We start from the raw sequence: 25115 nt of genomic DNA, 5'->3' as shown, positions 1-25115 counted from the left end.
GATGATGAAGACTTATGCACCGAACTCTTGTTTAATGAAAGCGACAATCTCTTCCATTTTTGCACTACGAGAGCCCTTTACAAGCACCACAACTTTAGATTTTTGACTTCCCAAATAAGCACTAATCGCTGATTTAAGTTGTTGTTTGTCTGAGAAGTGTTCTGCCCCTGCATTTTTAGAGGCCGCATTATACGCATTTGTTGCCTGTTGACTCAAATTTCCAACTGTAAATAATCTATTAATATTGTGTTGTTGCGCATACTCACCAATAGTTTGATGCTCTTGCTCTGCATAATGGCCTAACTCGCCCATATCGCCACAAATTAATAGTCGTTCACATGGGTATTGAGCTAATAAATCAATACCAGCACTTACTGATGCAGAGTTCGCATTATAAGTGTCGTCAATCACAGTTAATGTGTCAGAAACCACAGCATAATTAACGCGCCCTGCAACTTGTTGTAATGTTTGTAAACCTTGCTGAATGTCATTTAATGAACAGCCTAATGCCAATGCCATCGCACTTGCCGCTAATGCATTACTGACATTATGCTTACCTGGAAGGTTCAATTGAATTTGAATATTTTGTAATGAATTAGCCGATTCATTCTGAGCTTGTTTTTGAGCGAAGAGCATTGATGTTTTAACGTTCAATATAAAGCTTGATTGACCTAACTCATTACTGTGGAGTTCAGTGGCAAATAGATCTGCATCGACCGTTCTGTCGGTCTCAGTTTCTCTAGAAAAAGTGATAAGTGGTTGTTGTTTATTCTGTAGTTTTTTAATAAAGTCATCAGCAAAATTCGCATCTAAATTAACCACAGCAACACCATCAGACGCTAAACTAGACCAGATTTCAGATTTTGCAGTCGCCACACCTTCTAAAGAACCAAATCCTTCTAAATGCGCAGGCATCACATTATTAACTAATGCGACATCAGGTTTTGCCAAAGCTGCGGTATAAGCAATCTCACCAATATGGTTTGCCCCTAATTCAAGCACTGCGAATTGATGTTGAGCTTCTAACCTCAGTAACGTTAACGGTAAACCAATATCATTATTAAAGTTACCAGCGGTTGCTAATACTTTATCTGCATTACCGCTGTGTGCCGTTAATATCGCACTCAATAATTCTTTACACGTGGTTTTACCATTACTGCCAGTGATCGCTGCACATTTTAATCCAGTAATCTGCTGTTTTATATAACGACCTAATAAGCCCAATGCAATACGCGTATCTTCAACTTCAACGACAAGACTGTCAGTTGGAATCGTTAATGTGCTATTCGCTTCGACTAATAAAACAGAAGCGCCTTTATCAAGCGCGCTTTGCAATAATTGGTGTGCATCAAAAGAGGGACCTTTTAATGCAATAAACAAATCATTACTTTTAATCGTGCGAGTGTCGGTACTGACATTATTAAAAGTGATAGCAGCAGATTGTGATAGCGATGCATAACCTGCTTTTAGGTTACCTTTCGTTGCATTGCATAATTGCTCAACTGAGAGTGTGATCATCGCTTTTGTTCCTGTGCTTTTTCATTTTCTAATTCAGATTTTTCTATTTGTGAGGATTCGATTAACTCACTCAAACATTCTCGATCGCTATAATGAACCTTTGTATCGCCAAAAATTTGATAATCTTCATGGCCTTTACCCGCCACCAAAATAATATCGTTTTCATTTGCTGTTGCTAATAAATGTAAAATAGCTTGTTTACGATCATGTATGACTAACGCTTGTTCAGGATGAGTTAATCCTTTTTTAATATCTTCAACAATTTCTTGTGCATTTTCACTACGTGGATTGTCATCAACAATCACGACTTGGTCAGCACCTTTCTCAGCTGCTTTAGCCATTTCAGGGCGCTTACCTTTATCGCGATCACCACCACAACCAAACACAGCAATGATACGTCCTTGTTGTGTGTGATTTTGTAATGCTTGCAATGCATTCTTTAACGCATCTGGAGTGTGTGCATAATCAACAACAAACGTTAGCTTTTGTTGTTGAAATACATATTGCTCCATTCGCCCAGGAACCACAGTTAATTGAGCGATTACCGTTTGAATTTGTTGAATCGAAAAGCCATCAGCTAATAATGCACAACTCACTGCTGCGATATTCGAAATATTAAAGTCACCGTAAAATGGTGTTTCGATGAAACCCTCGCCCCAGCTAGAGATAAAGTCAAAAGCCAACCCTTGCGCTAAATACTGAACCTTAGTAACACTAAAGTATTGTTGCGTTGCTGAATGAGGTATTACATTAAAGCCATAGGCAATTGCGTCAGAATATTCAGCTAGCCACGCTTTACCGACTGAGTCATCGGCATTGATAATACGATGCTGTAATGGAAATTCTTCAAATAGTATTTTTTTAGCATCGGCATAAGCTTGCATAGTGCCGTGATAATCAAGGTGGTCACGCGTTAAATTAGTAAAAATAGCGGTTTTAAAAGGTATAGCAGCCACTCGGTTCTGTATTAAGCCATGAGAAGAAACTTCCATCACCGTATGTTGAGCACCCTGGCATTGGTATTGTGATAATTCACGACATACTGAGATAGCGTCTAACGTCGTATTTAAACTTGTTTCAAGCTGGCCATATAAGCCATTTCCTATGGTTCCCATCTGCGCACTTTGCTGACCCAACAGCATGTAACTATTGGCTAATAAACTTGCAATAGTAGTCTTACCATTAGTGCCAGTAATGGCCGTGACAGAATGAAGGTTTGAGCTAGAGAAATAGAAGCGCATCGCGATTGCACTAAGGTGTTTATTTAATTCATACACTTCAATAACGGGGATCGTTTGTTCAAAATGAAATTGACCATGTAACGCTTTATCTTTTGTTTCAGAAAGCACGGCAGAAGCCCCTGCTTTAGTCGCTTTATTAATAAAGGTACGGCCGTCACTCATTGCACCTTGTACAGCAAAAAATAAGTCACCGGTGTTAATGACTCGACTATCTAACGTCATCCCTGTAATACAAGTTTCTGACAAAGATAAAAGTGGATCAACACCTGTATTTTTAAAAAATGGCGTTAATAACCAAGAAAGGATACAACTAGCGTGTGTTAGCTGTACTTTACTAGTCATTACTTAGCCTCCAGGTAGGTGTAGCTTTCATCTCCACCATCCGGCAAAACATGTGTTAATAATAAAGTACTTTTCATTACTTCAGAAAATACAGGTGCAGCAACATCACCAGCATAATAACGGTCACCCTGCGGTTCATTAATCATAACTGCAATAGCAAAACGAGGACGACTCGCCGGTGCTATCCCTGCGAAAACAGCAACATAGTCATCACCATAACCGCCTGCTTCAGCTTTTCTAGAAGTACCCGTTTTACCTGCAATACGGTAACCTTCAACTTTGGCTTTCTTAGCAGTACCGCCGGGTTTACTCACCCCTTCCATCATTGCAACAACTTCAAGCGCAATATTTTTAGGAATAACTTGTTCACCAGGCTGTTTTGTCCCTTTGATAATAGAAACAGGGTATTCAATACCACCGCTTGCCAAAGTCGCATACGCTTTAGCAAGTTGTAATGTTGTTGTTGTAATGCCATAACCAAAAGACATCGTTGCTAACTCAAAATCAGACCAACGATGACGAATCGGTAAACGACCTACACTTTCTCCAATCAACCCGATACCGGTATCATTACCAAAACCAAAATCAGCAAAGGTTTGTTGTAATTGCTCTGGTTTTAGTCGCAATGCTAGTTTACTTACCCCAACGTTACTTGATTTCTTTAATATTTTAGCTAAATCCATTTTCCCGTAATTATGACCATCACGTACTCGACGCCCACCAATATTCATCCAGCCTGGGGAAGTATCAATCACTTCATCAACATTCGTTTTCTTATTCATTAATGCACTGGCAACCACTAATGGTTTAACTGTCGAACCGGGTTCAAAAGTATCTGTAATAGCACGATTACGTAATTTATAAGCTTGATATTGATTACGATCATTAGGATTAAACGATGGATAATTGGCCATCGCATAAATTTCACCATTATGAATATCAATCACAACAATAGACCCAGAAGTCGCATTATTGATTTTAATAGCACGTTTTAATTCACTATAAGCAACCGCTTGAATACGTTGATCAATCGTTAACTGTAAATTACCCGCTAGCTTTTTCTCACGCAATACTTCGACATTGTCAATCACATTACCTAAACGATCTTTACGAACACGTTTTTTACCGGTTTGCCCTTCTAAATAATCATTATAACTTTTTTCTATTCCTTCAATGCCTTGTGCATCGAGGTCAGTTAATCCTAGAATATTGGCATTAATTTCACCTGTAGGGTAAAAACGATGCGACTCTAACTGACTTGCAATACCCGATAGTCTTAATTGTTTTACATATTGCACCACGGGATCATTCACTTGGCGTCTTAAGTAAGCAAAACGAGAGTTTGGTTTTTGAATTGCTTTAGCAAGATCTTCAATTTTAATATCAAGCACTTCTGCTAATGCTGGCCATTTTTTAGACTCATAGAAGTACTTTTTAGTGTGTCTCTCTAAGCCTGTTTTAGGATTAACAACAACACTATCAGCCCACTCTTCACGAGTGAATACAAAATGTTTTTTAACTTCTTTAGGATCAACCCAAATAGCGTAAGCAGGCACACTGATCGCCAACTCTTCACCATTTCGATCTTCAATATTACCACGATGAGCAACAGAACTGGTGACACGTAAACTACGCTTATCGGCTTCATTAGAGAGGTATTCAGGCTCAAGGACTTGGATAAAGGCAAGACGTGAAATTAAAGCAATAGCAATCATCGTGATCGTCGCGGCTACAAAAATATATCTACCCGATGAATAGGTTAGATATATTTTTTTCTTACGTGTTTGCGAACCTGCCTTGGCTCTTGTTGTAGTCCGTTTTCTGTTCATCGAATTTCCACTAATACACTATTTTTCTTAGTTGGTTGTGACATTGATAACTGATTACCTGCAACTGAACGGATCCGACTATGCTCATCAAGCGTATGCTCTTCGATTAGCAAGTTTCTCCATTCGATCATTAAGTTGTCTTTTTGTTGTGATAAAGATTCTTTCTTAGTCACTAATTCACGCGTTTCATGCGTTATATAAATGTTATATAAAGCACTGATAAGTATAACAATGCCCAAAATAACTAAGATAGCATTTTGACGTAAGTCCGCTAAAATAAGTAATAATAAGTTATCTCGATAATCAACCACTTACTTAACCTCTGGCTGTCTGATTTTTACAGCGACACGTAAAACTGAGCTACGAGAACGAGGGTTAACATCAATTTCTTGTGCAGTTGGTTTAATTGCTTTACCTACTGCTTTCAAATTTTTACCGTCTTGCATTTGCGCATCGGTTAATGGCAAACCCGGTGGATATTCAGGTCCTTTTTCTTCTTTACGAATAAATCGTTTAACAATACGATCTTCCAAAGAGTGAAAACTGATCACAGACAGTTGACCACCAATCGCTAAAATATCTAAAGCACCGTCTAATACTTTGTGGATCTCTTCTAATTCACTATTAATGTAAATGCGAATACCTTGGAAGCTTCGTGTTGCAGGATGCTTTTTCTTTTCACGCTTAGGACATAAACGCTCAATCAACTGTGCTAACTGTAGAGTGCGTGTAAAGGGTGTTTCCACTCTATCTGCAACAATTGCGCGAGCAATACGATAAGCGAACTTTTCTTCACCGAAGGTTTTTAACGCCCAACCAATATCATCGACATCAGCTTTAGCTAACCAATCAGCAGCACTAATACCAGACGTTGGATCCATACGCATATCTAACGGGCCGTCACGCATAAAGCTAAAACCACGTTCCGCTTCATCAAGTTGTGGAGAAGACACGCCTAAATCTAATAAAACACCATCGATTTTTCCGGCTAACCCAAGATCTTTAATATATTCAGCCAAACCAGAAAAAGGACCATGAACGATCTCAAAACGACTATCTTCTAGTTTTAATGCTTCAGCAGTCGCGATGGCACGCGGATCACGATCAATCGCGATCAGACGTCCGTTAGGACCAAGTTTTGATAGAATATGTCGAGAATGTCCACCACGACCAAATGTCCCATCGACATAAATGCCATCAGGCTTAATCGCTAGACCATCAACTGCTTCATCTAATAATACGGTTACATGCTCACTCATTAGAACGAGAACTCCTTGAGAGAATCACTTAATTCCATGCCTAACGACATATCGCTTTCTAGATCTTGTTGTACTTGTTGATGCCACACGTCTTCATCCCAAATTTCAAATTTATTCAATTGACCTACTAACATTATTTTTTTATCTAATTTTGCATGTTGACGCAGCGTTGGCGCAATCAACGTTCGTCCATTTTTATCCAACTCACACTCACTGGCATGACCTAGAATAAGTCGCTGTATACGTCTTTCCTGTGGGTTTGTACTGGATAAACCACGTAATTTATTTTCTATTAACAACCATTCATTTATTGGATAAAGCAATAAACAGTTCTGAGATTGAAAATCAATCGTGCACACAAACTGCCCCTGACAATTGTCAGTCAGCCAATCACGATACCGAGTTGGGATCGCAATACGTCCTTTTGTGTCCAGATTTATTGCATTTGCACCACGCAACATGATTATTCAATTCCATTTATTTGTGGGTAAACGATCCACTTTATAAGAAAAAGATCCACAATTTGTCACTTTTCCCCACTTTTGACCACTCAGTCTAATAAAGTTCAATATTATTGCAAGCAATGGATCTTTTTAAATAGAGATCAAGATCGCACTTTTCTTTGGTAGCCATTTTATTTGTATGGTTTATCGGTTAATAAAAAAGTGAAATTAATCTCAAAATGCGTCCAATTAATAAGTTGCGTGATATACTCCGCCGCTTAAAACAATTTAATCAATAAACTCGGAAGGAAATTCCCTTGCAAGACGAACAATTAAAAGCATTTATCATTAACCAACTTGAAGACATGAAAGCAAAAGAAATCGTAACGATTGACGTAGCTGGCATCTCAGATGTGACTGACACTTTGATCATCTGTACAGGTACTTCAAAACGCCACGTTCGTTCGATTGCTGAACAAACGGCACTAGCAGCAAAAAATGCCGGTGAAGTGCCTCTAGGCGTTGAAGGACTTGAAGGTAGCGAGTGGGTTTTAATTGATATGGGAACGGTTGTCGCACACGTTATGCAAGATGAAACGCGTCAATTTTACCAATTAGAAAAGTTATGGACTGAAACTGCATAATGAAAATTCAGCTAATTGCAGTGGGCACTAAAATGCCAGACTGGGTTGAAAAAGGTTACCTAGAATATGCACGGCGTTTCCCAAAAGAGATGCAACTTGAGTTACTAGAAATTAACGCAGGTAAACGTGGAAAAAACGCAGACATTAAGCGTATTTTAAAAAAAGAAGGTGAATTAACCTTAGAAGCGATTCCAAAAGGTAACAAAATTGTCACGCTAGAAGTGACAGGTAAATCGTGGACAACTGAACAATTAGCCAATGAAATGACAAAATGGCAACACGATGGGCGAAATATTAGCCTATTGATCGGCGGCCCTGAAGGCCTAGCACCAGAGTGTATTGAACAGTCTGAGCAGCGATGGTCACTTTCTGCATTAACGTTACCGCACCCTCTGGTTCGTATCATCGTTGCAGAAAGTTTATATCGCGCCTTTACGCTCACTATTAATCACCCTTACCACAGGGAATAAAGGTGAAGAGAAAACGTAATAGCATTCGTAATCACAGCGCTGAGTCTGCTTTATTTGTGCGCAGATCGATTGTTTTTTTTCTAGGGATCTTATTTGTTGTCGGTATTTTAGTTACTAATTTGTATTACCTACAAATTAACTCTTTCAATACCTATAAAACAAGATCCAATGCGAATCGGATCAGCGTACAAACCGTCCCGCCCAATCGTGGTTTAATCTACGATCGTAATGGTGTCATTCTCGCAGAAAATAGACCAGTCTATAGCCTACAAGTTATTCCTAATAAAACTAAACACTTGCAGAGTGATATTGAGCGTTTAGCTTCTTTACTTTCACTGTCTGAAAATGAGTTAAGTGACTTCAAAAGCAAAAGTCGCCATTCTCGCTCCTTTAAAGCGATCACTATTCGAGATCAATTAACTCCAGAAGAAGTCGCTAAATTCACTGTTAACCAACATCTATTCAGAGGTTTTTCCATTCAAGCTAACCTCAAGCGCTTTTATCCCTTCGGTAATGCGTTTACACATGTATTAGGTTATATCGCAAAAATTAATACCCGTGATTTAGAAAAAATTGAAGAACGTGGCGAACGTGCTCGTTATCAAGGCACGCATTATATTGGCAAGTTAGGTATCGAAAGGTACTACGAAGATATTCTTCATGGTCAACCAGGTCAACGCCAAGTAGAGGTTGATAGTTGGGGTAAGGTAATCAGAACACTAAGCTTTACTTCTCCAGTGCCTGGTAAAGATATCAAACTTAATATTGATATTAACTTACAGTTGAAAGCACAAGAATTATTAGGCGATAACCGTGGTAGCATTATTTTAATGGATGCCAGAAATGGCGCTGTATTAAGTCTTGTGTCAGCACCAAGTTACGATCCTAATTTATTTGTAACTGGGATCAGCCAGAAAAAATACCAAGAACTATTAGAGTCAAAAGATCGACCGCTGATTAACCGTGCTACACAAGGACGTTACCCACCCGCTTCAACCATTAAACCACAAATGGCTTTATTAGCATTAGATGAAAAAGTCATTACAGAAGAAACAAAAATATTCGATCCAGGTTGGTGGATCGTCCCTAATTCTAAACGACGTTTCCGTGACTGGAAACGTTGGGGACATGGGTTAGTAGATGTATTCCATGCAATAGAGCAAAGCTGTGATACTTTTTTCTATGACACTTCATATAAATTAGGTATTGATCGTATCGAGCCGTTCATGCGCTTGTTTGGCTTTGGTGAATACAGTGGTTTAGATATCGCAGAAGAAACAAAAGCAATTATGCCATCACGAGATTGGAAGCGTACGCGATTCAATCAACCTTGGTACGATGGTGATACGATTTCAATTGGTATCGGGCAAGGTTATTGGACAGTGACTCCTATCCAATTAACTAAAGCAACGGCGATGTTATCGAAACGTGGTCAAAATATTAAACCACATATATTAAATTCTATTATCTCTGCGGAAGAGACAATTACACCTGAGTATGAAGTAACACAAGCGGTTAAATTACATAGTCAACGCTATTGGGATGTCGCATTAGAAGCAATGCAAGGCGTAACCAGTAAAAGAAGAGGGACAGCTTACCGTACTTTTGGTGATGCCCCGTATACCGTCGCAGGTAAATCAGGAACAGCACAGGTTATTAATATTAAAGAAGATGAAGTATACGATGCAGATAAAATAAGCGAGCGTCATCGTGATAATGCTATGTTTGTCGCATTTGCACCTTTTGAGTCTCCTGAAATTGTAGTGACTGTTGTATTAGAGAATGCAGGTGGTGGTAGTAGTAATGCTGCGCCAATTGCTCGTGAATTATTTGATGAGTACTTTAAAGAGAAAACCTCAGCAGCTTCAACACCGGAACCGGGTTTATAATTATGGTCAGTACACAAGCTCAAAAAAGCATTTTCTATCGGTTACATATTGACCCTTACTTATTGTTAGGGTTACTCGCATTAATGAGCATTAGCTTGACCGTTTTATATTCTGTAGGCGGATATGAAATGTTATATCGTCAAGTGACCCGCTTAGCAATAGCATTAACAGCAATGATTGTTATCGCACAAATACCACCTGAATGGTATCAACGATGGACACCCGCTATCTTTTTAATTTGTGTGTTATTACTGGTGGCTGTATTAGTCATGGGGCATACAGGTAAAGGTGCACAACGCTGGTTAGATTTAGGGTTTACCAAATTTCAACCTTCTGAAATCATGAAACTCATTATGCCATTGATGGTCGCTTACTATGTCAGTCAATACACTTTACCTACACGCTTTAAAGAAGGGTTTATCGCATTATTATTAATTGTGATCCCGACCTTATTGATTGCTAAACAACCTGATTTAGGTACCTCAATTCTAGTCGCGTCGTCAGGTATCTTTGTACTATTTTTATCGGGTATTTCTTGGTTATATATAGGTCTTGCTCTAGCGGCGGTTTTAGCTTTTATCCCTATTCTATGGTATTTCCTGATGCTTGATTATCAGCGAGGTCGTGTTTTAACACTGCTTAATCCTGAAGCTGATCCTTTAGGTGCGGGTTATCATATTATTCAATCTAAAATAGCAATTGGTTCCGGCGGTTTATGGGGCAAAGGTTGGATGCAAGGAACACAATCTCAACTTGAGTTTTTACCTGAGCGTCATACTGACTTTATATTCTCGGTATTCTCCGAAGAATTTGGGTTTGTGGGTGTTTTACTCTTATTAAGCATTTATCTTCTGATTATTGGTCGAGGATTGTGGATTGCTAACCAAGCACAGGATGCTTTCACTAAATTAATTGCAGGGAGTATTATTCTTACTTTCTTTGTTTATGTTTTTGTAAACATTGGTATGGTAAGTGGTTTATTACCCGTGGTAGGTGTACCGCTACCTATTGTTAGTTTTGGTGGTACCTCTATTGTAACTTTACTTGCAGGGTTTGGTATTTTAATGTCTATCCATACTCATAAACGATTTAATATAAAACGGTAAAATTATGCTTAAAAATATACTCCAACTCTGCTTTATAAGCATTTTTTTAACGGCTTGTAGTAGTAACAATAATGATGCAGGCAACAAGACTAACAATAAGGCTGAAGAACCTGTTTATACTGATAATTATGGCCGCTATCAATACAGTCAAGATCATGCACCAACAGAGATTCCATCATTAGAACATATTGAAAATGTAACCCCTCGTTATGAACCTTATTCTCGTGGTGGCAATAAAGATTACACTGTGCGTGGCCTTGATTACAAAGTATGGAGAGATATTACGGAGCTAACTGAAAAAGGTGGCGCTTCTTGGTACGGTAATAAATTTCATGGCCATTTAACTTCTAATGGTGAACGTTATAATATGTTTTCGATGAGCGCAGCCCACAAAAACTTACCCTTACCAAGTTATGTAGAAGTGACAAACTTAGCCAATAAAAAGAAAATTATTGTAAGAGTAAATGACCGTGGACCATTTCATGAAGGTCGCATTATTGACCTTTCTTATGCAGCAGCGAGCAAACTCGATATTATTAAAGCAGGTACAGGCCAAGTTGAAATTAAACTATTACATTTCCCTGAAGATGAAAGTGTTACGATATTAAATGAGCAAGAAAATCTTAACGGCACTTTTAGTATTCAATACTTAGTGACATCGAGCGCAAAAAAAGCAGGTTTACTATCAGAAAAATTAACCAAACAATACAAAGTAAATAGCTTTATTGAACAAAAAAACAACCTATATTATTTACGTGTTGGGCCTTTCTCGAGTGAATCTAAAACAGAAGCATTACTAAAATCGGTGCAGTTAGATTATCCTAAAGCTTATATCATTCATAAAGCTCAATAACGTTTACCTGCTTAGTTTATTTACTAAACTTTACTTATAAACATAATTAAAAAGCCGCTACTTTAGCTAAATTAAAGTAGCGGCTTTTTATTAAATGTTTTTATTAAGCTCTTTATTAAACTCTTATTAAGTAATGCTTTATTAAGCTTTTTTCATTAAATGCTTTTTTATTAGACAATGCTTTAATAAAAAATATTATGCACCCGCTATTTTCATTTTCTTAATTAAGATAGAACCCGTTTTCAAACTACTTCTTGGGTCAGTATCACAACCAATCGCACTGATATCCATAAACATCTCTTTTAAATTGCCTGCAATGGTGACTTCATGAACAGGATAAGCAATAACGCCGTTCTCAATCCAGAAACCTGCAGCGCCTCGAGAATAATCACCCGTCACCATATTAACGCCTTGTCCCATTAATTCAGTTACAAATAACCCAGTGCCCATCTCTTTTAATAAACCAGCTAAATCTAAGCCGCCGTCTTTCACAAACCAATTGTGAATACCACCAGCATGGCCTGTACTTTCTAACCCCATTTTACGTGCCGCATAGCCAGTTAGTAAGTAAGTCTGCAAGAAACCATTATCAATGATATTACGTTTAACAGTACGCCCGCCCTCACTATCAAAAGGAGAACTCGCAATGCCTTTGATGATATGTGGGTCTTCTGAAATTGACATCCAATCAGGGAATATTTGTGTATCGATAGAGTCTAATAAGAAAGAAGACTTTTTATATAAGCTTCCACCACTGATAGCACTCACTAAATGCCCAAATAAACCACTGGCCATTTCAGGAGAGAAAATAACAGGGCTTTCTTGTGTTGGAATTTTACGAGCACCTAAACGCTCAACAGTGCGTTTTACCGCTTGTTCTGCTACCCATTGAGGCGATAATAACTCATTCATATCACGTGCACTGGTATAGCTATAATCACGTTGCATCTCATCATTCTCTTGTGCAATTAATACACAACTTAAACTATGACGACTGCTACCATAACTTTCTAGAAAACCATTACTATTACCATACACTTGTAAACTGGTATGGCTATTCACACCTGCACCATCAGAATTCACAATACGTTTATCCAAACCTAATGCAATATCCTCACATTGTTTTGCTAACGCTAATAAATCATCGGTACTTTTATTACTCGCATGATACAAATCTAAATCAATTGGATTGTCTTCTAAGTAACGTTTATCTAATAACCCAGCATAAGGGTCTTGGCTAGTATATTTAGCAATATCCACTGCGGCTTTAACACTAGCGGCAATCGCTTCTTCACTTAAATCAGCTGTTGATGCACTACCTTTGCGATGATCGACATAAACACTAATGCCCATTGCACCGTCATGATTGAACTCTATATTCTCTACTTCACCCAAACGGGTATTGACAGAAATACCAGCACTTTTACCTAATGCAACTTCAGCTTGGGTAACCCCTAAATCATTGGCAATATTAAGTGCCGTATTTACGGCATTTTCTAGCATCTGTTTCTGTTCAATCATGTTTAATCACCACAATGTAAAATAAATTTAAGATAACAAATAATAACATGGATTAAGGTAAGCATCTTGCGATGATGGTATGATGCGCATAATTATTTAATCCCTAACGTGATAGACCATAAGCCATGAATAAAAAAGTTGAAGAAATCTCTGAAGAAGAAGAGATTAGTAAGTCGCAAATCAAACGTGAAGCTGAAGCTTTAAAAGAGATTGGTCGCCAGTTAGTGGCCTTAAATGCAAAACAATTAGCACAAATACCCGCCAGCGATACATTGATGGAAGGTATCAAGGTTGCACATAAAATTGCAACTAAGCATGAAGCACTACGCAGACAGTATCAATATATCGGTAAGGTACTACGTACTGAAGACATGGAGAAGATTACTGCTAAACTTGATATTTTAAATGACAACAATCGTAAACGTACTCATGCGATCGCACATTTAGAATTATTAACTGAGCAACTAATTGAACTAGGTGACCCTAAAGTGAATGATACGTTAGACATGTATCCTCAACTAGAGCGCCAAAAGCTTCGCCAATTAATACGCCAAGCGAATAAAGAAAAGAAATTAGAGAAACCGGCTAAAACAGCAAAAGAATTATTTGTTTACTTAAAAACGAATTGTTTATAAGTCTCTAATAAATAATTTATGCGACAAACAAAAAAGCCAGATTAGTTAAACTAATCTGGCTTTTTTGTTTGGATATTAATACAACTTCCTACTTATAAAAAATGATATAAATAGAAAGCGCTATAAATACAATCTGCGTAATGGAAAGTGATAGAACATAAAAAATAGAACAATAAAAAAGTAACTTTAGTTAGTGCCGCCAACTGTTAACTGATCAATTTTCAAAGAGGGTTGCCCAACACCAACAGGTAGGCTCTGCCCTTCTTTACCACAAACACCAACACCCGCATCTAAGCACATGTTATTCGCAACCATAGAGATTTGTTGCATTGCATCAAACCCGTTACCAATTAATGTTGCACCTTTAATGGGAGCAGTAATTTTACCATCTTCAATCAAATAAGCTTCTGATGCCGAGAATACGAACTTACCTGACGTAATATCCACTTGCCCACCACCAAAGTTAGGCGCGTAAATACCCTTTTTAACACTTTCGATTAACTCTTCATGCTCATACTCACCATTCAACATAAAAGTATTCGTCATACGTGGCATTGGTAAATCAGCATAAGACTCACGGCGGCCATTACCCGTTGGATCAACGCCCATCAATCGTGCATTAAGCTTATCTTGCATGTAACCTTTCAAAATACCATTTTCAATTAAAACGTTACGTTGTCCTTTCGTTCCTTCATCATCGATATTCACTGAACCACGACGATCGGCAATACTGCCATCATCGATAATAGTACAATGCTTAGAAGCCACTTGTTGCCCTATTTTTCCAGAAAATGCTGAAGAGCCTTTACGGTTAAAGTCGCCTTCTAAGCCATGCCCTACTGCTTCATGCAATAACACTCCCGGCCAACCAGCACCGACAATAACTGGCATCGCGCCAGCAGGAGCAGCAATAGCATCAATATTAACTAATGCTTGGCGTACGGCTTGGCGAGCATAGGAGAACGCTTTTAATTCACCTTCTTGTGTATCAGTAAAATAATCTAAATCAAAACGACCACCGCCACCTGAACTACCACGTTCACGCTTACCATTTTTTTCAACTAAGACAGAACAACCGAAACGGATTAAAGGGCGAATATCTGATGCTAGTGTACCGTCAGTAGCCGCCACTAAAATTTCTTCATAAACCGCGTTTAATGACACAGTCACTTCACTTACCGATGGCTCTAAAGCACGAACAAAAGTATCAACTTGCTTTAATAATTCAATTTTTTTATCACGGCTCATACTTTCTAAAGGATCAGAAGTGCCATAGTAAATAGGTTGTGGTGTGGGCATAACCAATTTAATGGTTTTCTCTTGACCAGAGTTAGCAATACTTTTAGCTGCATTAGCCGCTTCTGATATCGCTTTTTTAGAGATATGGTCTGAATAAGCAAAGCCAGTTTTTTCGCCAGAAACCGCGCGAATACCGATGCCTTTTTCTATGTTATAGCTACCTTCTTTAACGATGCCGTCTTCTAATAACCAAGACTCATGGCGACTCGCTTGAAAATAAAAATCTGCGTAGTCAATGTGAGCCCCAGAAATTTGGCTAAGCTGTGATTCTAAATCACTGATTTGCATATCTGCAGGGGCTAAAAAATTGTCTACAACTTGTTGAAAAGACATTAAAGATCCTTATTTTATTTAAATTTTTGAGTGCTATTAAATTGATTATGTTGTTTTACTGGCATTTTTTTTCTGATGCTATTTAAAGCCTCTTTATCGAAGTCTGCTTGTGCAAAGCCATTTCCCGTTGTTAATTGACTCAGCACTTCTCCCCACGCATTAATAATCATTGAATGCCCATAGGTTTCACGTACGCTAAAAGTATCGTGATCAACAAAGTGTTCACCACCTTGGTTTGCTGCAATAAAGTAGCACTGGTTTTCAATAGCGCGCGCTTGTAGCAAAGCTTGCCAGTGTGCTTGTCCTGTCACTTTAGTAAAAGCAGCCGGTAATAATATAATATCAGCACCACATTCAGCGAGTTGTTGAAATAAACCAGGAAAGCGTAAATCATAACAAATAGCTAAACCAATTTTAGCAAAGCCACAATCAACGATCTTTATTTCTTGTCCTGCAATGAATGTATCTGATTCTTTGTATGCACCTTGTGTATCGGCAACATCAGCATCAAACAAATGAATTTTATGATATGACTCAAGCAGCTTACCACTCTCTGAATAAACCAAGCTAGTCGTGTATATTTTATCTGCTTGCTCACTTTGAATAGGGAAACTACCACAGATTAAAATACAATGATGTTGTTTAGCGAGTTTGCTTAAACGTGTTTGATTCGGTCCATCACCTAAGCGCTCAGCAACGCTTAAGTAATGCTCTCTATTCGCAAAGCAAAGTGCATTTTCAGGTAATAATACAATGTGCTTTGTTGCATCTGTACTTGCTGGTAAAGCATTAAGTTGCGTTTCTATTTGTGAAAAATTATCGTCAACATTGTCATTACTAATAATTTGAATGGCGGTTAATTTACATATTCCTGATTCTTTAATATCAGTGCTTTTTATTTGTGGGTTATGTATTTTAGAACTCATCTTCCAGCTCCTCATCCATTGATTCTTCGTTCAGCAAAATATCTTGTAATGAATTATTGTCTAATTGTTGGTCTTCAATTTCTTCAAGTACTTCACTATTTTGTAATTTAACGGTGCCTTTTAACCTATCTTCAATTTTAATCTCTGGATCGCTTAACGCACCTTTTACAGAGAAGTCGACACGTATAATCGTATCCACTACTGGTTCAAATATTTTAGTTAACATTAACACAGCAGCCCCTGTTAATGGGTTAATAGCAAAAGCAGCAAGGACGGGTAAACTAGAGGTCACAGCAGGACTATAACTAAAACGATAATTAACATTAAGGTTTGGTAAATCAATCAAACCATTACCAGAAATTTTACCTGCAGAGCCATCGAGATAATAATCATCATTTTTTAAAATGCCATTAGTAATATTCGCAGAAAAAGACATTTCATCAAAGCCAAGTCCTTTAGAAAAGACATTTCCAAACTCTAAATTCAAGCTACGTCGAATACCATCGAGGCTTAAAAAGCTTAATAAGCGTGCGCCTTTATCATCAACTTCCGTGATTTGTCCATCTTCAAAGTCCAAGGAGAGATCGCCATTTAAAGAGTCAAGATTAAACTCCCATGGTGCGCCAACCCAATTAAATGAGCCATTTAATTGGGCATTTTGATAATTCAATGGACTATTGTAACCAAGTCGATGAATAATGCTTGTATCACTGCTAGCATGGCTATCTACAATAATATTAGTTCGGCGTTGATCCCAAACGCCCGAAATATTAGTTGATTGTTTACCATCTCCTAATTGTAAATAATCAATACTAAAACGCGACTGGCTAGGGTACACATGAGTTTTTAATGATGATAGATCCATTTTTTTGTAAACACATGAGAAACACTCTAAAAATATCTCAGGATAATCTTCACGTAAATTATCACTGTATTCAGTTAATGTCGTTTTTTCCTCATTAAATAATGTAGCTTGCAATGCTTCCATATCTAGAAATTGAAAATTAAATTCTTTTATATCAATATCATAACGGTCAGGAATACCTTGTCGATATTCAACATTTGCTAATAAGTTATCTGCTTTAACATTAATATCAAGTTTTTCATTTGTTTGGATTATATCAGAGCTCAAATTAATTAACGGTTGTTCAAATAACTCTGCATGTTTTATCTTAAGGTAGACAGCATCAATATTTATCAACTCATTGGGTGCATCCGTTACATTTTCAGCTGTTTTGATTGGTGTTGTTAGTGGCTTAAAGAAGTAATTATTTAATATTTCAGCCCAAGGTGTTAAGTTAACTTTATCTTGATTAATACGAATAATTTGCTTTGTTTTATCGATAGCAATGCCAGTATCTTTGCCTAACCCTAGGTACAAATAATTAAGAGAGGTTTTTTGCTTAGGGTAAGCTAACTCACCCGATGATTTTAACTTATTAGAGACTAACGCATCCCAATGCATGCTATTTTGGTCACCATTAATATTAATGGTTGTAGGCCAAGCTTGTAGTGAATTTTTATTATAAGGTAGAGGCAGATTAACCTTCACTCCTTGTAATTGTGATGTTAAATGAACACCAAATTTATAGTCTTTATTTAAATGTTGTGTAAAGGTCATTTTCCCTTGCCAATCTAAATTACCACTCAATTGTAAAGGCAATAATGATTGTTGATCTCGACTTAGTTTAGCCACATCCCACTGACCGAATATATTCGCTTTAAGTTCGTATTTGTCGGAATATTCTTTACTAAAAAAAGAAATATTAACGGGTTGATCAAACAATGTTGCCGTTAAATCATCTGCTGTTAAATCACCATTAATGAAACTAAATGCACCTTTTACATGTTTTAAAGGTAATAACGAGTCACTGCCAAGTTCGATATCTATATCGTTATTATTAAGGTTAAATTTTCCCGATACTTGAGTTTCATCATTATCTTCAGCTAATGGAATAGTTAATACCAAATTACCTTTTAGACGATCATTAATATGGATTGACTGAACAGCCTTACCAACACTGTCTTTTAATGGGGATGCAATGAGATACTTAACAATCGACTGAGACTTTTCTTCAAGATCAACATTCACTGTTAATAAACCTTCAGAAGACAAATGATCAATATTTGCCATCAATTTATCGACCTTAATATCGCCTAATTTTGCTTTATTACTTTTCATGAGTAATGAATCATTTTCAAATAATAAATTAAGGTCTAAATCACTTAACCCTTTCCAGCCTTCATAAAAATCATACTCCGCATTTTTGACTGGCACAAATGCTTGAAAAACACCTTGATCTTGTTCAAAAGGATAATCGGAGAGTCGTCCACTCCATAGAATTTTAGCGCCTTCTACAGTACCTTTTTTAAGCGTTGGCTTTAAATAGTTAAATACATCTTCCCCCATCGCATGAATTGGAAAGTAATGTTGTGCTTTACTGGCATCATTGAGGGATGCATAAGAATAAAGGTTTAGGATAGGGCTCGTATTCTCAGCATTTTCATTAGGAAAAAATAATGAGAACTGAGATAGACTATTAAGCTCATTGGTAATCAACAAGCTCTTCTCACTCATTAATTCAAAACCATCCTCATTATTCTTCCAACTTAATGCAAAGTCACCTTCTTGAAGTGGCATTGGGCGATTAAATTGACCATCGAAATAAATATCTTGTGGTCCTAATTTTATACTCGCATATCCATTATGTTGATTCGATGTCACTGATATATTGGCATCGCTCACAGCAGGTATCACACCAACGGCTTGGTTATTAAATGCATCAATATTCGCATTAATAGTGAGTTCGCCAGGCTTATCAACATTTAGGCCTATTTTATTTAATTTCCCACCTATTTCTAATGCTGATATTTTCTTAATATCCGCTTCAGAAAGAGAAGAAAATAAAAGACCAAAGGGCATAATAGAGCTGACATCAATGCCATTTAAATCAACCCCACCAAATTTACCTAATGTGCCATCTGCTGATATTTTCACATCACTGAAAGGAACAAAATTATGAGTAATGTTTAAGTCATAGCTATCAAATAAACAATAATTATTTTGATAGGTAAATTGTAATGTTCCATGATTTACTTGCCAATCATGCGACTGCCCTAACATTAACCACGCTATTTCAGAATTCCCCCATTCTAATTGGATGGTTTTAGGACCATTAAAATCAAATTCACTCCATAATTTGAATGACGTAGTCGCCGTTTTTAATTCGGCTAATGGGTTTATTTGTGGTCTGATATATTCTGCAACATTCAAATTGTCAGCATGAGCATAAATACTACCAATTAATTGTTCATTTGCGCCTTCCGCATCGCCTTTTATATCGATGATAAACTCTAAACTATTCCCATCTAATGTATTAGGGAGTGAGGCTTTACCGACACCTTGATGATGCTCTCCATCATTAATCCAACTTAATTCTTGTATTAAAATTGTTTTTTTATTGTAAAGATGGTCGGTAAAATTAATACGACTTTCAGTAATGGAAAAAGAACTTAAACGAAGAAGGAAAATATTTTTAAGGGCATCAAGCGTGCTTTGAGACTGTGATTCAGCATCAGAGAATTCTAACTGTCCTATATCTTCAGTATCTAAAGAGGACTTCAGGAGTAAATTAGCACCTTTAAGTGAGATATCATTAAAGGTAATTTGTTGTTTACGAAGACTTTCTAAAAAATCAAAATGTAAAAATAAGTTATCTATTTTTAACTCAAAGGGTAAAGCTTCCGTTTCAGTAAACGTTACATTTTTTAGCGTCAGCACTAACCCAGAGAAATCAACCCCAGCAGTGACTTTGTCTGCATTTACATTAATATCATGCTCAGCAGCAACCCACTCGACAAGTTGCTCTTTATAATCATCAACGCTATTGATTGCAAAACGGGCAGCCGTCAATAATATTGCAATAAGAATCAATGTAACGACCGTTAACATCAATAAACACTTTAAACATCCAAAAGTAAAATATTTCAAAAATGAAAACCCATTTACCGCCCTTTCATAATATTTCAATGTTATTTGTATTTATTTTCAACTGCCTAAAACCATTAATACGCTTTTATATAAATACAATCAATTCACTAACTTGCCTTTTTACATCATGGTGATGGGTAACTTCACCATGATAATGGTGCTACAACTATTCCATCACAACAAATAGCTGCATTATAGCAAAATAATCATTATGTCATAACTACATCATTACTACATCAAACTGTTCAGGGCCATATAAAGGCTCAGGATGTATTTCAACACGTTTTTGCATGAACACTATCAACTCACCTAGGTTATAAGACTCGTCGCCTTTCAGTGCTTCAGCAACCGATACAGAAGCATAAACAGAAAAACGTTCTGCAGAGTAAGCACGATCTACACGTAAAATTTCACGTAAAATCTCATAACACACTGTTTCAACCGTTTTAACATAACCGCGACCATTGCACGTCGTACATTCACCACAAAAAATATGTTCAAGACTTTCATGAGTACGCTTACGGGTCATTTCGATTAAACCAAGCGGTGAAAAATCATTAATATGTGTTTTAACACGATCTTTGGCCAGCGCTTGCTCTAAGCTATTAAATACTCTACGTCGGTGTTCGGCTGACTTCATATCGATGAAGTCGAGAATAATAATCCCGCCTAAGTTACGTAAACGTAATTGACGGGCAATCGCTAATGTTGCTTCTACATTAGTATTAAAGATAGTCTCTTCAAGATTACGGTGTCCAACAAAAGCACCTGTATTAATATCAACTGTGGTCATCGCTTCCGTTTGATCGATAATTAAATAACCGCCTGACTTCAGTTCAACTTTACGATTTAAAGCGCGTTGTACTTCATTTTCAACATCAAACAAATCAAAGATAGGGCTTTCGCCGTCGTAATATTCAACTTTACCTTCTAATTCAGGGATAAACTCAGTACTGAAATTAGACAACTCTTTAAAGCTAAGCTTTGAATCAATACGAACGCGATCAATCTCTGTACCGACAAAATCACGTAGAATACGAAATGCTAAACTAAGATCTTGGTATAACATTTTATTTTTTGATTGAGTACGTTGTTTACGAGTAATGACTTTACGCCAAACACGTTGTAAAAAAGCCGCATCATTTCTTAATTCAACTTCTGGCGCACCTTCAGCCGCAGTACGGATAATAAAACCACCGAGTTCATCAACACAAGATTCAGTAATTCCTTTCAAACGTTCTCTTTCTTCGGCACTTTCAATACGTTGTGACACACCCACATGTTTTGTATCGGGCATAAAAACAAGGTAACGAGAAGGTAGCGTAATATCGGTCGTTAAACGGGCACCTTTAGTGCCTAAAGGATCTTTAACTACTTGCACTATAATATTCTGACCAGGTCTAACTAAGGTTGAAATATCAGCGATTTTAAATTTATCTTTATCAGGTCCAGTAAAACACTCTGCGTGCAAGTCGATATCAGAAGCATGTAAGAATGCCGCTTTTTCTAAACCAATATCAATAAAGGCAGCTTGCATACCAGGTAAAACGCGAGTCACTTTACCTTTATAAATATTGCCAGCAATCCCTTTACTAACTTGACGCTCAATATGTAATTCTTGTAAAACACCCCCCTCGATTAAAGCAACACGTGTTTCAGTGGGAGTGATATTCATTAATAATTCAACGGACATGTTAAGCCTCTCTAAAGCATTTAATAAGTTGCGCTGTTTCATAGAGAGGAAGCCCTACTACTGCACTATAACTACCTGAAATATGGGTAACAAATTGACCTGCAATCCCTTGGATACCATAACCACCCGCTTTATCCTGTGGTTCACCCGTTTCCCAATAGTCCGAAATTTCTTGTTCAGTTAAGGTTTTGAATGTGACCTCTGTAACCACTAATTTGACGACTTGTTTCTGTTCAGTCACCAATGCAATAGCCGTCAATACTTGATGTGTATTACCCGATAACAATGTCATCATTTGTTGTGCGTGTTGTTTATTTAATGGTTTTTCCATCACTACGTCACCACATACAACAATCGTATCAGCGCCTAACACTAAACCTTGCTGGTTATTTTTAGCTAAACCAGCAAGTGCTTTTTCTAAAGCTAAACGCTGTACATACTCTGCACTGGTTTCAGACGTTTTTTTTGTTTCGTCAATAGGCGCACTAATACGTTCATATTGAACATTAATTTGCGACAACAACTCACCTCTACGGGGAGAATTTGACGCTAAAAAAAATTGAATCGACATTAACTAACCCTATAGCGAACACGTATAAAACGCATAAACAGAAAGAACCAAGGCCAAATAAGCATAGAAGTAAAAATAGACCAAAAGTAAGGTCGATGCAGAGTAATTTCCTGCATGCTAGACGCTATCCAATATAAGCCTAATTTAGCGAGGAAAATAAATACACCAAGTAACAACGTAGTTTGTACTAAGGTAAAATTACGAAAACGTTGAAAGTTAATACTGGTAAAGTAAGCGAGTAATGAAAATAAAAGTCCATGCATCCCTAAAATAGAACCCAATAATAAATCTAATAACAGCCCTAATATAAAGGCATGTCCAATATTGACTCTATGCGGCAACGCCATGACCCAATAAGAAAGGACTAATAGCATCCAATCAGGTCGAAAAGCATTAAACATGATCGGTAATGGAAAAATAGCGGCCACAAGACAAACTAAAAAGGACAGATAAATTATTTTATAACTATTGAACAGGGGCATCGAATAATTCCGGTGTATCTAACGTTAAATCAGCATCAGCTAACGGATCATCATTCCATAATAATAGTAAATAACGGCTTCTATCTAAATCAGCAACAGGCGTTGCCGTCACCGTTGCATATAACTCACCTTCTTGATATTCAAAACGGCTAATTTTAGCAACAGGATAACCCGCAGGAAAACGACCACCAAGACCAGACGTCACCAGTAAGTCACCTTCTTTAATATCTGCATTACTTTGAACAAAAGGTACTTTTAATTGATCCCACGCGCCACTACCATGAACAATAGCAATCACATCATTACGTTGAACACGTACCGGTATACCATGGGTTGCATCAACAATTAACACCACGCGGCTAGTAGTACTACCGACCTGTGAAACTTGCCCAACAACACCTTGCTCATTGATAACAGGTTGACCTAAGTAAACCCCGTTTAGCGCGCCTTTATCAATCAATAATTGATGCGTAAAAGGGTCTGAACGTAAGCTCATCACTTCGGTGATCATACGTTTGTATTTGAATTTCTTTTCAGAGTTTAATAGCTCACGAAGCTGTTTATTTTCGCTTTGCAACTGCCCTAATAAAAGACGATCGGCTTTTAAATGCAAATTATCTTTTTCAAGCTGTTGATTGCGGTCCACTAACGCTTGTCTAGTCATAATATTTTCAGAAAATGAGCTAAACAGTTTTTGTGGTGCATCGGCAATATATTGAATAGGGGCAACAATAGAGTTTAAATAAACACGTGCAGGAGAAAAGAGGTTATATTTATTGTCAGCGATCAGCAAACCAACGCAACAGGCTATCACAATGGATAGCCTTAACGTAAAAGAGGGACCGCGGGTAAAAATTGGTTTCATGGATGTTTTTATTGAATGTTAGCGCAGCTATCAAACCACGCTAATTGATATCAATCTCCGTTAAAGACATCACCACCATGTGTATCGATCATCTCTAACGCCATACCGCCGCCACGAGCAACACAAGTAAGAGGATCATCGGCAACAATAACAGGAATACCAGATTCTTCAGATAACAGACGGTCAAGCTCACATAATAATGCACCACCGCCTGTTAATACCATACCTTGCTCAGCAATATCTGCAGCAAGTTCAGGTGGCGTTTTTTCTAGCGCTAGCATTACCGCTGAAACAATACCGCTCAATGGCTCTTGTAGTGCTTCTAAAATCTCATTACTGTTTAATGTAAAGCTACGTGGAACACCTTCAGCAACATTAACACCACGGACTTCAATCTCTTTAATTTCATCGATTGGGTAAGCGATAGCAATGCTGTGTTTGATACGTTCAGCAGTGATTTCACCAATAGTACAACCGTAATTACGACGTACATAGTTAATGATAGCTTCATCAAACTTATCACCACCAATGCGTACAGAAGCAGAATAAACAATACCGTTTAATGAGATAACAGCAACTTCAGTAGTACCACCACCAATATCGACAACCATTGAACCTTTTGCTTCAGACACAGGCATACCTGCACCAATAGCAGCAGCCATAGGCTCATCAATCAAGAATACGTCACGCGCACCAGCACCCATTGCAGATTCACGAATAGCGCGTCGCTCAACTTGTGTAGAGCCGCAAGGAACACAGACTAAAACACGAGGACTTGGACGCATCCAACTATTGTTATGCACTTGCTTGATAAAGTGTTGTAACATTTTCTCAGTAATATAAAAGTCAGCAATAACACCATCTTTCATTGGACGAATAGCTTCGATATTACCAGGTGTTTTCCCTAACATTTGCTTTGCAGCACTACCAACGGCGGCAACTCTTTTGCCATTTTTATCCTTTCGGATTGCAACCACAGAGGGCTCATCCAGTACAATACCTTGGTCTTTAACATAAATAAGGGTATTTGCAGTTCCTAAATCGATTGATAAATCGTTAGAAAACATACCGCGGAACATTTTAAACATGAATATTTCCAAAAGAAGCGAATAAAAGTAATCCGCGTACTCTACCAACCCACCAAAAATACAGCAAGAAAAGAAAGTGAAAAGCTTACTTTAAGACCGATACTATTGATGAAATGA

The 25115-nt window shown here is 37.5% G+C and carries 21 protein-coding genes; 6 read left to right on the top strand and 15 right to left on the bottom strand.

All coding sequences use genetic code 11. The features are described from left to right. Nucleotides 1–12: 12 nt before the first annotated feature. The 6 genes from murF to mraZ are packed head-to-tail and all read right to left on the bottom strand — an operon-like array spanning nucleotide 13 to nucleotide 6650. A complete protein-coding gene (gene murF, locus SP041_RS01900) occupies nucleotides 13–1518 on the bottom strand; it encodes a UDP-N-acetylmuramoyl-tripeptide--D-alanyl-D-alanine ligase (protein ID WP_137297302.1) in 1506 nt (501 codons plus the stop codon). Beyond that, nucleotides 1515–3101, bottom strand: a complete 1587-nt coding sequence (gene murE, locus SP041_RS01895) for a UDP-N-acetylmuramoyl-L-alanyl-D-glutamate--2,6-diaminopimelate ligase (RefSeq protein WP_137297301.1) — start codon at nucleotides 3099–3101, stop codon at nucleotides 1515–1517. The genes murF and murE overlap by 4 nt, the downstream gene beginning before the upstream one ends. After that, a complete protein-coding gene (locus SP041_RS01890; protein WP_137297300.1) occupies nucleotides 3101–4930 on the bottom strand; it encodes a penicillin-binding transpeptidase domain-containing protein in 1830 nt (609 codons plus the stop codon). Before SP041_RS01890 ends, murE begins: the two co-directional genes overlap by 1 nt. After that, nucleotides 4927–5241: a cell division protein FtsL gene (gene ftsL / locus SP041_RS01885; protein WP_137297299.1), complete on the bottom strand. Its 315-nt coding sequence runs from the start codon at nucleotides 5239–5241 to the stop codon at nucleotides 4927–4929. Before ftsL ends, SP041_RS01890 begins: the two co-directional genes overlap by 4 nt. Further along, nucleotides 5242–6189, bottom strand: coding sequence for a 16S rRNA (cytosine(1402)-N(4))-methyltransferase RsmH (rsmH, locus tag SP041_RS01880; protein WP_137297298.1), 948 nt, complete (start codon nucleotides 6187–6189; stop codon nucleotides 5242–5244). Continuing rightward, nucleotides 6189–6650 (bottom strand): division/cell wall cluster transcriptional repressor MraZ, encoded by a 462-nt coding sequence (gene mraZ / locus SP041_RS01875; RefSeq protein WP_137297297.1) that lies wholly within the window; start codon nucleotides 6648–6650, stop codon nucleotides 6189–6191. The genes rsmH and mraZ overlap by 1 nt, the downstream gene beginning before the upstream one ends. 299 nt (nucleotides 6651–6949) lie before the next feature. Between mraZ and rsfS the strand changes: the two genes are divergently transcribed. The 5 genes from rsfS to SP041_RS01850 are packed head-to-tail and all read left to right on the top strand — an operon-like array spanning nucleotide 6950 to nucleotide 11594. Then, on the top strand, nucleotides 6950–7276 hold the full coding sequence (rsfS, locus tag SP041_RS01870) for a ribosome silencing factor (protein WP_137297296.1): 327 nt from the start codon (nucleotides 6950–6952) through the stop codon (nucleotides 7274–7276). Then, entirely contained in the window at nucleotides 7276–7746 is a 471-nt protein-coding gene (gene rlmH / locus SP041_RS01865) for a 23S rRNA (pseudouridine(1915)-N(3))-methyltransferase RlmH (protein WP_137297295.1), read from the top strand. Before rsfS ends, rlmH begins: the two co-directional genes overlap by 1 nt. 2 nt (nucleotides 7747–7748) lie before the next feature. Continuing rightward, the gene (mrdA, locus tag SP041_RS01860; RefSeq protein WP_137297294.1) at nucleotides 7749–9635 is read left to right on the top strand and encodes a penicillin-binding protein 2; all 1887 of its coding nucleotides are present in this window, start codon (nucleotides 7749–7751) and stop codon (nucleotides 9633–9635) included. 2 nt (nucleotides 9636–9637) lie between these two features. After that, nucleotides 9638–10741 carry a rod shape-determining protein RodA gene (gene rodA, locus SP041_RS01855; protein ID WP_137297293.1) on the top strand — a complete coding sequence of 368 codons (1104 nt, stop codon included), beginning with the start codon at nucleotides 9638–9640 and terminating at the stop codon, nucleotides 10739–10741. A 4-nt stretch (nucleotides 10742–10745) separates the two neighbouring features. Further along, the gene (locus tag SP041_RS01850) at nucleotides 10746–11594 is read left to right on the top strand and encodes a septal ring lytic transglycosylase RlpA family protein (RefSeq protein ID WP_137297292.1); all 849 of its coding nucleotides are present in this window, start codon (nucleotides 10746–10748) and stop codon (nucleotides 11592–11594) included. 195 nt (nucleotides 11595–11789) lie between these two features. On the opposite strand, the gene pmbA is transcribed toward SP041_RS01850, so the two are convergent. Beyond that, complete coding sequence (gene pmbA / locus SP041_RS01845; protein WP_137297291.1) at nucleotides 11790–13115, bottom strand: metalloprotease PmbA; 1326 nt, start codon at nucleotides 13113–13115, stop codon at nucleotides 11790–11792. Nucleotides 13116–13240: 125 nt separating this feature from the next. On the opposite strand from pmbA, the gene yjgA reads away from it, so the two are divergent. Beyond that, the gene (gene yjgA, locus SP041_RS01840; protein ID WP_137297290.1) at nucleotides 13241–13750 is read left to right on the top strand and encodes a ribosome biogenesis factor YjgA; all 510 of its coding nucleotides are present in this window, start codon (nucleotides 13241–13243) and stop codon (nucleotides 13748–13750) included. A 186-nt stretch (nucleotides 13751–13936) separates the two neighbouring features. On the opposite strand, the gene tldD is transcribed toward yjgA, so the two are convergent. From tldD to SP041_RS01800, 8 genes are all read right to left on the bottom strand, one after another. Beyond that, nucleotides 13937–15382, bottom strand: coding sequence for a metalloprotease TldD (tldD, locus tag SP041_RS01835; RefSeq protein ID WP_137297289.1), 1446 nt, complete (start codon nucleotides 15380–15382; stop codon nucleotides 13937–13939). A gap of 14 nt (nucleotides 15383–15396) precedes the next feature. Next, nucleotides 15397–16308, bottom strand: coding sequence for a carbon-nitrogen hydrolase family protein (locus SP041_RS01830; RefSeq protein WP_137297288.1), 912 nt, complete (start codon nucleotides 16306–16308; stop codon nucleotides 15397–15399). After that, nucleotides 16298–20260: a YhdP family protein gene (locus tag SP041_RS01825; RefSeq protein ID WP_137297287.1), complete on the bottom strand. Its 3963-nt coding sequence runs from the start codon at nucleotides 20258–20260 to the stop codon at nucleotides 16298–16300. Before SP041_RS01825 ends, SP041_RS01830 begins: the two co-directional genes overlap by 11 nt. Nucleotides 20261–20519: 259 nt before the next feature. Beyond that, nucleotides 20520–21992: a ribonuclease G gene (gene rng / locus SP041_RS01820; RefSeq protein ID WP_137297286.1), complete on the bottom strand. Its 1473-nt coding sequence runs from the start codon at nucleotides 21990–21992 to the stop codon at nucleotides 20520–20522. Nucleotide 21993: 1 nt separating this feature from the next. Further along, nucleotides 21994–22563 (bottom strand): Maf family protein, encoded by a 570-nt coding sequence (locus tag SP041_RS01815; protein WP_137297285.1) that lies wholly within the window; start codon nucleotides 22561–22563, stop codon nucleotides 21994–21996. Continuing rightward, nucleotides 22563–23045, bottom strand: coding sequence for a rod shape-determining protein MreD (gene mreD, locus SP041_RS01810; RefSeq protein ID WP_137297284.1), 483 nt, complete (start codon nucleotides 23043–23045; stop codon nucleotides 22563–22565). Before mreD ends, SP041_RS01815 begins: the two co-directional genes overlap by 1 nt. After that, nucleotides 23029–23910 carry a rod shape-determining protein MreC gene (gene mreC / locus SP041_RS01805; RefSeq protein ID WP_137297283.1) on the bottom strand — a complete coding sequence of 294 codons (882 nt, stop codon included), beginning with the start codon at nucleotides 23908–23910 and terminating at the stop codon, nucleotides 23029–23031. Before mreC ends, mreD begins: the two co-directional genes overlap by 17 nt. A gap of 50 nt (nucleotides 23911–23960) precedes the next feature. Next, entirely contained in the window at nucleotides 23961–24998 is a 1038-nt protein-coding gene (locus tag SP041_RS01800; protein ID WP_137297282.1) for a rod shape-determining protein, read from the bottom strand. Between the last annotated feature and the right edge of the window lie 117 nt (nucleotides 24999–25115).

Source organism: Psychromonas sp. SP041 (assembly GCF_000470315.2).
Taxonomy (GTDB): Bacteria; Pseudomonadota; Gammaproteobacteria; order Enterobacterales; family Psychromonadaceae; genus Psychromonas.
The sequence above is the reverse complement of the archived record's forward strand: the minus strand, read 5'-3'. Positions and strand labels throughout refer to the sequence as shown.